This is a genomic window from Clostridium sp. UBA5712 (assembly GCF_002419845.1).
GTDB classification, from domain to species: domain Bacteria; phylum Bacillota; class Clostridia; order Clostridiales; family Clostridiaceae; genus Clostridium_J; species Clostridium_J sulfidigenes.
In genome coordinates this window covers 109918-123972 of the sequence record NZ_DIGW01000017.1, presented here as the reverse complement: position 1 = coordinate 123972, position 14055 = coordinate 109918, and the positions used below count along the sequence as shown (strand labels likewise).

The following is a 14055-nucleotide window of genomic DNA, read 5'->3' as shown; positions in this document are numbered from 1 at the left end:
AATGATGTGGGCATCTACAGACATCCAAAAGACTTGTGATGTTAGCTACTATGGTAGGGTAGGAGCACTTTCATCAACAGTTATATTAGCATCTTCACCTATAATGTCTTCAATTTATGGATGGGCTATAGATTCCATTTCAATAGTAAATGTATTTATAATAACAGGAGTAGTATTCCTTCTTTGTGGTTTAGTAATATACAAACTTTTTTCAAATAATGTTAATAGTAATAGCTATGAACAAAATATTAATAACGTAGGTTAAGGTTAAAAACTTTATACTTTATTTTATTAAGAATAAGGAATAGATTAGCAGGAGCAATCTATTCCTTATTTCTGTGATTAATTAGCTACTATATTTACAAGTCTACCTTTAATAACTATAACTTTTCTTACAGTTTTTCCTTCAAGGTTAGATTTTATCGTTTCATCATTTAAAGATGCTTCTTTTATTTCATCCTCAGAAGAAGAAGTTGCAACATTTATTTTTGCTTTAATTTTACCATTAATTTGAATAGCAATTTCTACTTCATCTTTAACTAAAGCAGCTGGATTAAATTCTGGCCATTTTTCATTAAATACTGAGTAACCCATTCCAAGGTTTTCCCATTGTTCTTCACTGAAGTGAGGAGCAAAAGGAGCTAAAAGCTTAATATAATCAACTAATACTTCTTTTAAGAAATCAGTATTTTTAACAGCTTCATTTAGATACTTATTAAGAGCATTGGTAAACTCCATAAGTCTTGCAATGGCAGTGTTGAATTGAAGCTTTTCAGCATCCTCACTAACACCTCTAATTGCAAAGTGTCTCCAATAGTTAAGCTCTTTTTCAGGTGCTTCTATTACATTTTTAGAAGACTTGTTACAGTTAATTTCTGAAATTGATGTTTCAAGAATTCTTTCTATTCTATCTACAAATCTACCAATAGATTTTAATCCATCATCACTCCAAGCTCCGCCATCAGTGTATCCAAATCCAAACATTAGGTACATTCTAAATACGTCAGAGCCATATTCTTTGATGTAGTCATCAGGAGATATTGTATTACCTTTAGACTTACTCATTTTCTGTCCATCTGGTCCTAGGATTAAGCCTTGGTGAGTTAATGATAGGAATGGTTCATCAAAGTTTAGAAGTCCCATATCTCTAAGAGCCTTAGTGATAAATCTTGCATATAGAAGGTGCATACAAGCATGTTCAGGACCACCTACATATTTATCTACTGGAAGCATCTTATTTATTATTTCACTATCAAATGCTTTTTCACTATTTTTATTATCTGCATATCTCAAATAATAGAAAGATGAACATACAAAGGTATCTAAAGTATCTTCATCACGGTGTGCAGCACCTCCACACTTAGGACAAGTTGCATTTATAAAGTCTTCAGATTTTGCAAGAGGAGATTTTCCATCTGGTGCAAACTCTACATTGTATGGAAGTTCTACAGGTAATTGAGCTTCTGGCACTGGAACAGTTCCACACTTGTCACAGTGAATCATTGGAATTGGAGCACCCCAATATCTTTGTCTAGATACTAGCCAGTCACGTAGTCTGTAGTTAATTTGTTTTTTACCAAGAACTAACTTTTCAAGCTCAGTAACCACTGCATCCTTAGCTTCTTCTCCCTTAAGACCATCAAATTTTCCACTATTTATCATTGGACCATATTCAGTGAATGGAAGAGCATCTCCACCTTCTATAACTCTTTCTATTGGAAGATTATATTTTTGTGCAAAAGTATAGTCACGGTCATCATGAGCTGGAACTGCCATTACTGCACCTGTACCATAAGTATTAAGTACATAGTCTCCAACCCATATTGGAATCTCACGGCTGTTTATAGGATTTATAGCATAGGAACCAGTGAATACTCCTGTTTTTTCTCTAGAGATAGACTGTCTTTCTATATCACTTTGCTTTGCAGATGTTTCTTTATAAGCTTCAATAGCAGCCTTATTTTCTTCTGTAGTAAGCTTTTCAACTAATTCATTTTCAGGAGCAAGAACAACGTAGCTAACTCCAAATAAAGTATCAACTCTTGTGGTAAATGTGTTGAATTCAATATTAGAATCCTTAACTTTAAAAGTTACTTCTGAACCAGTTGATCTTCCAATCCAGTGTTTTTGCATAGCTTTAGTTTTTTCTGGCCAATCAAGACCATCAAGTTTTTCTAAAAGCTCATCTGCATAGTCTGTGATTTTAAGGAACCATTGAGTTAAGTTTTTCTTTGTTACTTCACTTTCACATCTTTCACAATGACCTTCTACAACTTGCTCATTTGCAAGTACTGTGTTACAGCTAGGGCACCAGTTTACTGGAGCATTTTTTCTGTAAGCAAGACCTTTTTCATACAATTTTAGGAATAACCATTGGGTCCACTTATAATAATCTGGTCTACAAGTAACAACTTCATTTTCCCAGTTGAACATTGCACCCATTGCTTTAAGTTGTTTTTCCATAGTTTCAATATTTTTATCAGTAGAGTCTTTAGGATGTATCCCAGTTTTAATTGCAAAGTTTTCTGCTGGAAGACCAAAAGCATCAAATCCCATTGGTTGGAATACATTATATCCTTGCATTCTCTTCATTCTAGCCCATGAATCTACTGGTCCGTAGTTAAACCAGTGTCCTGCATGTAATTGGCTTCCTGAAGGGTATGAGAACATTTCAAGAACGTACAATTTTTTATCCATATTGTTTTCATCGAATTTATATAGGTTTGTTTCTTCCCATTTTTCCTGCCATTTTTTATCTGTAGCAGTTCCATATCTAGCCATAGTAATCCTCCTTGTTTGATAAATATCAAATATTATTTTAAATAAAAAAAAGCTTTCATCTCTTATGAAAGAGACGAAAACTATAATTCCGCGGTACCACTCTATTTAGACCATAAAGGTCTCCCTTGATAATATAACGGTTAAATCCGTACTTGCTTTTAACAAGTAAGCTCCCAGGCAAGTTCATATAAGCTTATTACTACATTACACCAAGCTGTAGCTCTCTTTAAATAAGTAATTATATTACTACTCCTCATCACTGCAATAAATAATTTAGTTTTTAAAAATTATACATTAAGAGTGAAGTAAATGTCAAGGGATTTGAATATTATATCCCTAAAATTTGAATTTTTTAGTTCTCACACTATTTATGAATACCGTAAGAACATAGTCAAATATAAAGAAGGCCACATTTCCACCTACAAACATAATTATTAAAGGATATCGTAGTTCAATAGTAGGCATAAATAATTGTTTATATAAAAGAAATGATATAAAGGTTATCACATTAAAATAAACTAGTTTTAATATGATTTCTATAGTTGTATTTCTTTTTTGCTCTATAAAAAATTTTACTATGCCATAGGGACCAAAGATTAGCACATAAAAAAGACAAAGAGTTTTGTCTGGGATTATGAAATAAGCTAATACAGAGGAGCCTATATATACTAATAAAGTAGTTTTCATATCAGCAATAAGTATTCCCAGGGGAATAAGTGCTGAAGCTAAGCCTAATAAAAATAAAGTGTTAAAGGTAATAAAATTAGCGGCATACAAGATAATAAGAGTGAAAGCAATAAGCATACCGCCCTTTGCCATATTCGAAGCCTTATTTTCTTTCATAGTAACCTCCTTTTAACAACAACTAATACAATCTCCACCCATACATTCACAACAAGTATCTAACATCCAAATATTTAAGCAAGTATTGCACATGTCATTAGAACTATTTCTTTGACCATAATAGGTACTTCTATAGTTATTTTGTGTATGATTTAATTGATTAAGCATTTGTCTATATTCAAAGTTATTAGGATCCATTCTACAAGCTGTATTTATTAAATTATTTGCGCTATCGTACCAACCTTTTCTAAGATGTACAACCCCCATTAAAAAGTTCCATTCAGCAGTTCTATTAGTCATAGCATTAAGTTTCGATTCTGCGCCGCCTATATTTCCTCTATTAATATCCATTCTAACAGATTGAAGATTAGGATCATTGTAGCTGTTAGAACCACCACCATAGGTTGAGGAAGGATTTCCATAGCTAGAAGATCCATTACTAGTATTACCTTTTTTACTTAATACGTCATAAGCTTCGTTTATCTCTCTAAGTTTTTCTTCTGCTAAATCTTTTAGCGGGTTATTAACATACTTGTCTGGATGATATTGTTTTACTAGCTCTCTATAAGCTTTTTTGATTTCATCTTGAGAGGCATTTTCTTTAACTCCAAGTACTTCATAAGGATTATTCATGTTTTTTGTCACTCCTTGATTTTATAGTTTCTATTTTATTCATAAGTCCTAATTGTAAAATATTAAATAGTAAGTCTTTATTTTTATTTATAGGAAGTTTATCTAAAGCTTCAGAAGTAGAATTCGCACTCATTATTAGGTTAAATTCTATTCTATTGCCCTCTTTAATAATTAAGTCTTCATAGGGTAGGTTTTCAACATTGAAGGCTTTGTTAATGGCGTTAAATTTATGTTTCTCCATATCTTCCTTTAAATCATCAAAGGCATCTATTATATAAATCCATCTCCCTAGATTATATCCTAAATTATATAAATCATTAAAAAAGTTTTCATTTTTATAATAGTAAGAGATTATAAAAGCTGTTAAAGAAGCAAAAGGGTCACTGAGTTCATCAATAGATATCACATTCTGAGATTTTTCAAGAGAACTTAATTTATTTATATTTTCTTCTATATTAACTAAAATTGGAGATAAGTCCTCTTTAGATTTATTTATAAATTTTTTTATGTACATAGAAATAAACTTTTTACTTAGAGAATTATCATCATTATAATCATCTAATAATTTGTAGTATACTAGGGACACGTTACAAAAGGCAGCATAATCTAAAGCTCTATTACCTATAACCTTAGGCTTTTTTTTCATAGGATGAGCTATACATTTAGTAACTACATACTTATGTTTACTGTATTCTAAACTATCCAAAAGTATACCTAAAAAAGTCATATCATAATTTAAAGTCATTCTGCATAAATTAGAAAAATTATTTTTTATAGATATACATAACCCACAATAGTAAGCTTTGAACATTTCATAGTCTTTAATTTTTAATTCCATTTTATAGGGTGTTACATAACCAAACATTATACTCCTTTTACTGATCCTTCACCATTTAATATTTCAAAGATTGTTTTAGAGGTGGTATCCTCCATAGTATATCCAAGTAAAGCTACAATTTCTTTTATTTCTTCCTCATCCGTTGATTCTATTTCTAAATAAGGAAAGGGACAAAAGCTCTTATCATTTATATCAATTTCAATAAGAGAATTCTTATATTTATAACTTTCTCTATGTTTTTTTATTGATGCTACTAGCTCAAGACCAAGGGAGGTGAAGATTTGACTTCCAATGGTGCTATTGTCTATAACAATTTCATTTTCTTCCATAACCTTATACTTTTCTTGGCTTAGAAGTTTTTTTGTAGTCATATAATTTATTATTACATTATTTAAATTATCTTCCACTATTCTAATTCTAGCATAACCTTTTTTACTTAGCAGTCTTCTATCTGGAAAATCATAGAGGTTATTAACTTGATTTTCATCCTTAACTTTTTCACAGCCTAGACTGTTAAGTTTAGATTTTATTTCATCTACATCTATCTTTAAGATTCTAGTTTCCATTTCTTCCAAGGATAGCACCCCTTTTTCTTTAATGATGACATTATACCTTATGTTTAAGATTATAACAAATTTTATTGATATTGTTAAAAAAAAATATATAATTATTCTTATACTGTTAAAAATCTATAGTAGATATACTAGAATAGTAAATATACATAAAGATATGTATACTAAAATTTATGGAGGTAAGTGATGGAGTATATAAATGAAATTAATATAAATGAAGCTATTATTCATATTTTAGATAACAATTCCGATGAGCCAGTTTTAAATGAGTATCCCTTAGAATTAGCAGAAGAGGTGTATACTTTTATTTTTAAACACATTCAAAGATGTTTAAAGGATGAGGAACTTAAATATGCTATTTTTAATAAGGAGAGAAATATTGTAAAGGAAGTATGTCAAGAATATTTGAATGGAGAAAATAATCTAACAAATGTATCTAAGGAGTTAGCTAGTCAGATGTTTATCTTGATGAGATCAAAGGGGAGCATACCTTCCTGTGATTTGCTTACTGTATCCTTTACTACAGAGTATGGAGCATTTATAGGTATATTTAAGATGGATTATATTAAAAATTATATGCACAATGTAGAGTTTGTAGATGGAAAGATTGGAATAGATATAATACCTCAATTTACAGGACTGCCTTCAAGTAGTTCAAGGATACAAAAGTGTGCATTTATCAAGGCTATGGCTAGTGATAATCCTTATGATTTATTAGTAATTGATAAGCAAAGTAAAAGCAATAAAGAAAATAAAGAATATGGAGCTAATTATTTTATAGATAATTATTTAGGCTGTACTATAGTAGAAAATGAAAGAGATAAGACAAAGCAGTTTTTGAAAGTAGCAGAAAAATGGACTCAAAATGCCCTTAGTGAAAATGCAGAAGGACAAGAAACAGTACGTAGAGAAGTTAAGAAGAGGCTCAGAGAAGAAGATTCTATAGACTTGAATAATTTTGCAGAAGAAGTTTTTAAAGAAAATCAGTCTCTAAAAGAGAACTTTAGAACCTTTGCAATTGAAAGTGGAGTAAGTGAAACTGTAGATTTAGATAAGCAATGGGTAGAAAAGAAATTGAAGAGAGTTAGGCTAAAAATAGATAAAGATATAGATTTATATATATCAGAAGAAGCTTATAATGATATTAATAGATTCGAAATTGAAAGAGTCGGGGATGGTAGTATTAATATGATAATAAAACATATTATCAATTATACTGAAAAGTAGATAAAATAAAAAAACATGGAATAAAAGTTCCATGTTTTTTTTATCTTATTTCATTGAGTCTATTGAACCTAAAACCGTTGTAATTTTATCTTCTACCAATTGTTGAAGATTAGTTCTTGCTACTCCAAGATATTTTCTTGGGTCAAACTCACTTGGTTTATCTGCAAATACTTTTCTACAAGAACCTGTAACACAAAGTCTTAGGTCTGTATCCATGTTAATTTTGCAAACAGCCATAGATGAAGCTTTTCTTAGCATTTCTACAGGTACTCCCTTAGCACCTTTTATGTCTCCACCATTTTCATTACACATTTCAACATATTTTGGATCTACAGCAGAAGCACCGTGAAGAACTATTGGATATTTTTCAAAACCAACTTCTTCTAATTTTCTTGTTATTGTTTCAAGTCTTTCAAAATCAAGTTTAGCTTCGCCTTTAAATTTGTATGCACCGTGGCTTGTTCCAATAGCTATTGCTAATGAATCAACACCAGTTCTCTTAACAAAGTCAACTGCTTGGTCTGGATCAGTGTAAGTAGCATCTTTAGCAGATACATTTACATCATCTTCAACTCCAGCAAGTTTACCTAGTTCAGCCTCTACCACAACTCCATGAGCATGAGCATATTCTACAACTTCTTTTGTAAGTCTTACGTTTTCTTCATAATCATAGTGAGAACCATCAAACATAACAGAGGTAAATCCATTGTCTATACACTCTTTACAAAGTTCAAAAGAATCGCCGTGGTCTAGGTGAAGAGCTACATCAACTCCACTTTCCTCAACAGCAGCAAGTACCATATGTCTTAAATAAGCTGGTCTCATATATTTTATAGCTCCACTAGAGCATTGAAGTATTACAGCAGAGTTTTGAGCTTTAGCTCCATCTACAATTCCCTGAATTATCTCCATATTGTTAATATTAAAAGCTCCTATAGCATATTTGCCTTCAAAAGCCTTTTTAAACATTTCTTTAGTAGTTACTAATGCCATAACATTATTCCACCCTTCTATTTATAAGATTAAGTCTATAATTTTATTATAGTTCAATCTTTAGTTAAATGCTATATAGAAAACCATATTTTGAAATCGTAACCAAAAACTTATCAAAAAATGTTTCCTATTGATATAGATTCTAATTCTTTTACTTGGTTAATTAAAGTTTTTACCACGTGAATAGATGAAAGAGCTTCATCTTTATTTTTGCATTTAGAATATTGACTAAGCTTTATAACTTCACTATAAATGTTATCAAAGTCTGTATGATTTAAAAATAAAGTTAAGTTTGCCACGTGTCCTTCATAGATGTTTAACAATTCAAAAGACAACATATAGCTTTCATCCCAATTATCATTTACTATGTTTTCTTCTATTTCTGATGAAACATCTAAAAGCTTATCACAAGTTAATACTATATATTTGCTTGCAAAAAAAAGAATGAATATCATTAGAAAGAAGATGATGCATGTTGCTATCATGTTTTTCATTGTATAGGAACTCCTCCTTAACTCTCTTTTTCATTAGCACTAGCATTAGTAGTTTGATTTTTAAGTTGAAAGTAGAACTTTTGGTTATTTGAATAAACTATTGCAATGAGCACATCTTTATAGCTTTTAATATTATTTTTAGCTAGTTTTTCTTCTAACCAATAATTATCTTTTTTAATAGACTTAAGATTGGCCTTGTTTATAACACCATCTAATATTACGGGAATGGGAAGAGGCTCATCTTCTATTTTTATATTAAAATCTTCCCTTGTAGGTGGTTCATAGTCTTTGTAAGGAACAATAGATAGAGAACCATCAGTTTCTAAAATTGCATAATGTATTTCTTGTAAATTAAAATAACCATTTTGTCTAAGCTCACCTAAAAGGTCATCAAGATTATATCTAACTTGCTTTAATTCCTTCACATTTACTAGTCCGTCTTTTATAAGTATACTAGGTTGACCGTTTAGAATAGAGCGAATGTGTTCACTTTTAAGTTCTAAAAAGGAAGTCATTACTTGAAGAAAAACTAAAGTAGTTATAGGAACTATAGCATATATTAGCGGAATTCGGTTATCACCCATAGGGAGAGTTGCAAGTTCAGAAATCATTAGTGCAACTACAAAATCTACAGGTTCTAACTGACCAAGCTGTCTTTTACCCATAACTCGCATAATGAAAATTAAATAAACATATAGTATAACTGTTCTAATTATAAGTATAAACATAAATATCACCTATATTTCTAATATAATGCTAAATATAGTATGCACAGAATATAATAAATTATTTGTGGTTTGTTGGTTTCATATTTACAATTATGTAATATAATAAGTAATACAAATATATAATATAATTTAAGTTTAAATTTTATTAGGATTATGATTTTATTAGTTAATTAAGGGATTAGGAAATAATATATGATAACTAAATAATTATAATAGAGGTGAGGGTATGGATAAAATCAAGATAAGAATAGAAGAAAGAATCATAGAAGTTCATAGAGGAATAACGTGTTATAATTTGATAAAAAGATATGGCCATGACAATAAAGTACCTATAGTTTTGGTTAAAGTGGACGGTAAACTTAGGGAGTTATCAACTGTTCTTGAGAAGGATTGTGATATAGAGTTTGTTGATATTACAGATAAACAAGGAATGATGTGCTATATAAGAAGTTTACAATTTGTTTTAATAAAAGCTACCAAGGATTTATTTCCAGATAGTAAAATAACCATAGAACATTCTTTAAGTAAAGGATTATTTGGTGAAATATATAAAGACATAAATCTAAGCATAGATGATGTATATGCCATAAAAAAGAGAATGCTTGAGATAGTAGATGCTAACATGGAAATTGAAAAGAAAAATTATAGTAAGGAAGATGCTATAGATTTATTTAGAGAAGCTGGCATGGATGATAAGGTTAGTGTTTTTAAAAATGTAAATGAGAGCAGTATAATAATTTATAAGTTGGGTGAAGAAATTGGTTATTTTTATGGACCAATGATACCTAATACAGATACACTAAAATGTTTTGATTTAATTTACTATGATCCAGGGTTTATTCTAAGATTTCCAACTCAAGAAGAGCCAACCCAAATTCCACGATTTGAAAAACATAGGAAGTTAGCAAAGATATTCTATGAAGCTGAGAAATGGGGAGATATACTAAATATAGCCCATGTAGGTGCTTTAAATGATGAGATAGAACATGGTGATATTGTGACTTTAGTACGAGTTGCAGAAGCTTTGCACGAAAAGAAAATAGCTAATATTGCTGATAAAATAAAGAAAAATCGTGATATAAAGTTAATATTAATAGCTGGACCATCATCTTCAGGAAAAACCACATTTTGTAAGAGGTTGGGAATTCAAATGAGAGTTAATGGATTAATTCCAGTACCAATATCACTAGATGACTATTTTATAGATAGAGAGCTTACTCCAAAGGATGAATTTGGAGAATATGATTTTGAAAGTATAACTGCATTGGATTTAGAGTTATTTAATGAACAACTAAAAATGCTTTTAAATGGAGAAGAAGTTGAGCTTCCAACCTTTAATTTTATAACAGGTAAAAGAGAGTGGTTAGGAAATAAAGTGAAGCTTCCAGATAGGGGAGTAATGGTAATTGAGGGAATACATGGCTTAAATGAAGTCCTAACAGCTTCAATTCCTCATAATCATAAATTTAAAGTATATATTAGTCCATTAACTCAAATAAATATGGATGCTCACAATAGAATAGCAACAACGGATGTAAGGATGATTAGAAGAATAGTTAGAGATTATTTGTCAAGAGGATATGATGTAGAATATACACTGAAAATGTGGTCTTCTATAAGACGAGGAGAAGATAAGAATATATTTCCGTATCAAGAAGATGCAGATGTAATGTTTAATTCAGCACTTATATATGAGTTAGCAGTTTTAAAGAAATATGCATTAGAAGAGCTATATAAAGTGAAACCAGAAAGTTCAGTCTACAATGAAGCAAGAAGACTTATAGAATTTTTACATTTTTTTAAAGAAGTAGATAAGGATGTTGTTCCAACAAATTCTTTAATTACAGAATTTATAGGGGGAAGTTGTTTTTATCAATATTAAATTTAAAATGAATATTAATTAAATAGAGCTAGGTAATAATGGTATACAAAAAAACACTATTACCGAGCTCTATTTATATCGAAAAAATATATATATTGTCAATAAGTTTTATGGTATAAATATTATAGATATATTTTTACATAATTCTTATTTAAAAGTTACATATTTTTAATCTTTAACTAATGGTATTATATAAAATGGATATACTAAGTAATAACTATTAATTCAGGAGTCAATGAAATAATAAATTTTAGTATATTCTATAGTGGTATTTTATAGGAGGAAATTATGAAAAGTTATAGCGTGTTTGACATTCTTGGTCCTATAATGATTGGACCTTCAAGCTCACATACAGCAGGAGCTGCAAGACTTGCAAAATTAGCTGCAAAGATTGCAGAAGATGATGTTAGGGAAGTTAAATTTTTACTTCATGGCTCCTTTGGAAAAACTTATAAAGGACATGGTACAGATAGGGCACTAGTAGCTGGAATTTTAGGAATGGATCCCTGGGATTATAGATTAAAAGAGTCTTTTACTATAGCAGAAGAAAGAGGAGTAAAATTTACCTTTGAAGAAACGGATCTAGGTGATGTACATCCTAATACAGTTAAATTTGTAATGAAGGATTCCAAAGGAATAGAAACCACTGTTACAGGTTCATCCATAGGCGGAGGAAATATTGTTATATTCGAATTAGATGGACAAAGCATCCATTTTACAGGAGAATATCCAACTATTATAATTACTCATCTCGATGTACCAGGAATGATATATAATGTTAGCAATCTTTTATTTAATGAAAATATAAATATAGCTTCAATGAATGTATATAGAAAAGCTAAGGGATTAGAAGCTTCAACGGTGGTTGAAACTGATGGGATAGTGAATCATCATGTGGTAGATAAAATAAGAAAGATAGAAAATGTGAAAAATGTAGAGGAAATATTACCACCAATGAAAGGAGAGTAGCTTTAATGTTTTTATCAAAGGCAACAGAAATAATTGAATTATGTAATAAAGAGAACATAACCATTGCAGAATATACTATAAGAGAGGAACTGGAATCTTCAGAAACTTCTAGGGAAAAATTAATTGAAATGATGAGAGAAAATCTAAAAGTTATGAAGTCTGCAACTCAAGAAGCTATGGATAAAGAGATTATATCTATAAGCGGTCTTATAGGTGGTGATGCAACTAAGATTAGAAAGTACTTCCAAGAAAAAGAAACCTTATGTGGTGATTTTATAGTTAAAGCTATGGCAAGAGCATTATCTTGTTCTGAGGTTAATGCAGCCATGGGAAGAATAGTAGCAGCACCTACTGCAGGGAGCTGTGGTATTATACCTGCAGCTATTATTACAGCAGGGGAGAAATTAAATAAAACTGATGATGAAATGATAACTGCTTTATTTACAGCTTCAGGGGTTGGGATTTTAATTGCTAAAAATGCAACTCTAGCAGGTGCTGAAGGTGGATGTCAAGCAGAATGTGGTAGTGCAGCTGCTATGGCGGCAGCTGCCATTGTAGAAATGATGGGAGGAACTCCCAAAATGGCCTTTGATGCAGGGGCTATGGTAATAAAAAATGTGGAAGGCTTAGTTTGTGATCCAATAGCGGGATTAGTTGAGATACCATGCGCTAAAAGAAATGTAGCAGGAGCGGTAAGTGCCCTTACCATGGCAGACGTGGCAATGGCAGGTGTTGAGAGTAAGATTCCTTTTGATGATACAGTCATATCTATGTACAAAATAGGAAGAGCCTTGCCTAGTGAATTAAGAGAAACTGCCTTAGGTGGTCTTGCAGTAACTCCATGTGGTCAAAAGTTAAAAGAAAAAGTATTTTCTAATAAATAAAAAACTAAAATAAAGTATTTCATTACAGTTACACCTTTAGTAAAAAATATAGGTGTAACTGTTTCTTTATGAAATGAATAGAGTAAATATATATCTATGTTATATTGTGGAGGAAAATATGAAAGACTTTAAGAAAAAAGATTTTATTGGAAAAGAAGAAGTAGTAACATTAACCATAGTATTAATCTCTATTGTACTGCTTTTTATAAATATAAATTCTAACATAATTAATGTTATAATGTATTCATTAGTAATGATCCCTTTAGCCATTTTATTAGGAAGAGGAACTTCAAAAATATCAGATTATATAGGTGAAAAAAGAGGCGGCCTTATTTCAGCTACAGCAGGTAATGTGCCAGAACTTATGATGGGACTTTGGTCTATAAAGTATGGTATGATTTCCATGGCAAAGGCAGGGCTCTTAGGTGCTGTTATTACAAATATGCTACTGGGGTTAGGAATTGCAGTGTTTTGTGGTGGTATAAAATATAGGGAACAAAAATTTAATAAAATAATTGCACGTACAAATTTAAATATGTTATTTTTAGTTATGTTTACTATAATAATTGTATCCGCTTTAAATAGATACTCTATTGTTGATAATGGTAGTTTTCAAAAAATAAGTTTAATCATAGGTGTTGTATTGATATGCGTATATATATTAGGACTAATATTTTCCTTATATACCCATAGTAATTTATTTATATTAGATGAAAAAAAAATGTTACCTAAGAATGGTGATAAGAACGACACTAGAAAAGTATTTGGGTTAATTATTATTGTAACTATACTTTTATATTTTATAAGTGAAAGATTAGTTGGTGGTGTAAATGCCATTGTTGAAGAATATAAAGTTTCACAAGAATTTTTAGGGATAATATTGATTCCACTTTTAGGCTCCTTTGGTGAAAATGCATCAAGCATAGTATGTGCTTTAGAAAATAAAATAGATGCTAGTCTAGAAACTGCCATAGGTTCTAGTATACAAATTACTATGTTTGTGATTCCTATATTAGTTATTTGCTCTTCCTTTATGGGGTTCCAAATAAACCTACTGTTTTCAACTTTTCAAATAGTAACCATGTCTATAGCTATGGGAATGTCTTATTTTGTGTTTCAAGATGGTAAGACCTATTGGTTTGAAGGGGCGTTACTTATAGCAGTATATTTAGTGGTTACTCTTTCATACTATTATGTGGTTTAGAATATAT

14 protein-coding genes and 1 other annotated feature are annotated in these 14055 nt (G+C 30.4%); of the genes, 6 read left to right on the top strand and 8 right to left on the bottom strand.

The window, feature by feature from the left end:
- Window position 1: 1 nt before the first annotated feature.
- Window positions 2-265 carry a hypothetical protein gene (locus B3B03_RS16545; RefSeq protein ID WP_346877848.1) on the top strand — a complete coding sequence of 88 codons (264 nt, stop codon included), beginning with the start codon at window positions 2-4 and terminating at the stop codon, window positions 263-265.
- Window positions 266-342: 77 nt separating this feature from the next.
- Here B3B03_RS16545 and leuS read toward each other — a convergent pair whose 3' ends face one another.
- The 5 genes from leuS to B3B03_RS16520 form a co-directional block, all read right to left on the bottom strand.
- Window positions 343-2781, bottom strand: coding sequence for a leucine--tRNA ligase (leuS, locus tag B3B03_RS16540; protein ID WP_346877847.1), 2439 nt, complete (start codon window positions 2779-2781; stop codon window positions 343-345).
- A 66-nt stretch (window positions 2782-2847) separates the two neighbouring features.
- Window positions 2848-3050, bottom strand: a binding site (T-box leader).
- Window positions 3051-3117: 67 nt separating this feature from the next.
- Window positions 3118-3624 (bottom strand): hypothetical protein, encoded by a 507-nt coding sequence (locus B3B03_RS16535; RefSeq protein WP_346877846.1) that lies wholly within the window; start codon window positions 3622-3624, stop codon window positions 3118-3120.
- 12 nt (window positions 3625-3636) lie between these two features.
- Window positions 3637-4257: a J domain-containing protein gene (locus B3B03_RS16530; protein WP_346877845.1), complete on the bottom strand. Its 621-nt coding sequence runs from the start codon at window positions 4255-4257 to the stop codon at window positions 3637-3639.
- On the bottom strand, window positions 4250-5122 hold the full coding sequence (locus B3B03_RS16525) for a DUF5685 family protein (protein ID WP_346877844.1): 873 nt from the start codon (window positions 5120-5122) through the stop codon (window positions 4250-4252). The genes B3B03_RS16530 and B3B03_RS16525 overlap by 8 nt, the downstream gene beginning before the upstream one ends.
- Window positions 5122-5670 (bottom strand): class IV adenylate cyclase, encoded by a 549-nt coding sequence (locus B3B03_RS16520; RefSeq protein WP_346848958.1) that lies wholly within the window; start codon window positions 5668-5670, stop codon window positions 5122-5124. The genes B3B03_RS16525 and B3B03_RS16520 overlap by 1 nt, the downstream gene beginning before the upstream one ends.
- Before the next feature lie 183 nt (window positions 5671-5853).
- Here B3B03_RS16520 and B3B03_RS16515 point away from each other — a divergent pair, with 183 nt between their 5' ends.
- Entirely contained in the window at window positions 5854-6894 is a 1041-nt protein-coding gene (locus tag B3B03_RS16515; protein ID WP_346848959.1) for a nucleoid-associated protein, read from the top strand.
- Between the two features lie 45 nt (window positions 6895-6939).
- Here B3B03_RS16515 and fba read toward each other — a convergent pair whose 3' ends face one another.
- The 3 genes from fba to B3B03_RS16500 form a co-directional block, all read right to left on the bottom strand.
- Window positions 6940-7887, bottom strand: coding sequence for a class II fructose-1,6-bisphosphate aldolase (fba, locus tag B3B03_RS16510; RefSeq protein ID WP_035132444.1), 948 nt, complete (start codon window positions 7885-7887; stop codon window positions 6940-6942).
- A 113-nt stretch (window positions 7888-8000) separates the two neighbouring features.
- Window positions 8001-8381: a DUF4363 family protein gene (locus tag B3B03_RS16505; RefSeq protein ID WP_150844052.1), complete on the bottom strand. Its 381-nt coding sequence runs from the start codon at window positions 8379-8381 to the stop codon at window positions 8001-8003.
- Between the two features lie 17 nt (window positions 8382-8398).
- Entirely contained in the window at window positions 8399-9109 is a 711-nt protein-coding gene (locus tag B3B03_RS16500; protein ID WP_346848960.1) for a DUF421 domain-containing protein, read from the bottom strand.
- A gap of 226 nt (window positions 9110-9335) precedes the next feature.
- Between B3B03_RS16500 and B3B03_RS16495 the strand changes: the two genes are divergently transcribed.
- From B3B03_RS16495 to cax, 4 genes are all read left to right on the top strand, one after another.
- A complete protein-coding gene (locus B3B03_RS16495; protein ID WP_346877843.1) occupies window positions 9336-10991 on the top strand; it encodes a nucleoside kinase in 1656 nt (551 codons plus the stop codon).
- 288 nt (window positions 10992-11279) lie between these two features.
- Window positions 11280-11960 (top strand): L-serine ammonia-lyase, iron-sulfur-dependent subunit beta, encoded by a 681-nt coding sequence (sdaAB, locus tag B3B03_RS16490; RefSeq protein WP_035132436.1) that lies wholly within the window; start codon window positions 11280-11282, stop codon window positions 11958-11960.
- 5 nt (window positions 11961-11965) lie between these two features.
- Window positions 11966-12844 carry an L-serine ammonia-lyase, iron-sulfur-dependent, subunit alpha gene (sdaAA, locus tag B3B03_RS16485; protein WP_346848963.1) on the top strand — a complete coding sequence of 293 codons (879 nt, stop codon included), beginning with the start codon at window positions 11966-11968 and terminating at the stop codon, window positions 12842-12844.
- Window positions 12845-12962: 118 nt separating this feature from the next.
- Window positions 12963-14048 carry a calcium/proton exchanger gene (gene cax, locus B3B03_RS16480; RefSeq protein ID WP_346877842.1) on the top strand — a complete coding sequence of 362 codons (1086 nt, stop codon included), beginning with the start codon at window positions 12963-12965 and terminating at the stop codon, window positions 14046-14048.
- Window positions 14049-14055: the final 7 nt, after the last annotated feature.

What these genes read in the sequence shown, in the direction of transcription:
- B3B03_RS16545 (WP_346877848.1), top strand. Translation starts at nt 2, where the DNA reads ATGATGTGGGCATCTACAGACATCCAAAAGACTTGTGATGTTAGCTAC.
- leuS (WP_346877847.1), bottom strand. Translation starts at nt 2,781, where the DNA reads ATGGCTAGATATGGAACTGCTACAGATAAAAAATGGCAGGAAAAATGG.
- B3B03_RS16535 (WP_346877846.1), bottom strand. Translation starts at nt 3,624, where the DNA reads ATGAAAGAAAATAAGGCTTCGAATATGGCAAAGGGCGGTATGCTTATT.
- B3B03_RS16530 (WP_346877845.1), bottom strand. Translation starts at nt 4,257, where the DNA reads ATGAATAATCCTTATGAAGTACTTGGAGTTAAAGAAAATGCCTCTCAA.
- B3B03_RS16525 (WP_346877844.1), bottom strand. Translation starts at nt 5,122, where the DNA reads ATGTTTGGTTATGTAACACCCTATAAAATGGAATTAAAAATTAAAGAC.
- B3B03_RS16515 (WP_346848959.1), top strand. Translation starts at nt 5,854, where the DNA reads ATGGAGTATATAAATGAAATTAATATAAATGAAGCTATTATTCATATT.
- fba (WP_035132444.1), bottom strand. Translation starts at nt 7,887, where the DNA reads ATGGCATTAGTAACTACTAAAGAAATGTTTAAAAAGGCTTTTGAAGGC.
- B3B03_RS16505 (WP_150844052.1), bottom strand. Translation starts at nt 8,381, where the DNA reads ATGAAAAACATGATAGCAACATGCATCATCTTCTTTCTAATGATATTC.
- B3B03_RS16500 (WP_346848960.1), bottom strand. Translation starts at nt 9,109, where the DNA reads ATGTTTATACTTATAATTAGAACAGTTATACTATATGTTTATTTAATT.
- B3B03_RS16495 (WP_346877843.1), top strand. Translation starts at nt 9,336, where the DNA reads ATGGATAAAATCAAGATAAGAATAGAAGAAAGAATCATAGAAGTTCAT.
- sdaAB (WP_035132436.1), top strand. Translation starts at nt 11,280, where the DNA reads ATGAAAAGTTATAGCGTGTTTGACATTCTTGGTCCTATAATGATTGGA.
- sdaAA (WP_346848963.1), top strand. Translation starts at nt 11,966, where the DNA reads ATGTTTTTATCAAAGGCAACAGAAATAATTGAATTATGTAATAAAGAG.
- cax (WP_346877842.1), top strand. Translation starts at nt 12,963, where the DNA reads ATGAAAGACTTTAAGAAAAAAGATTTTATTGGAAAAGAAGAAGTAGTA.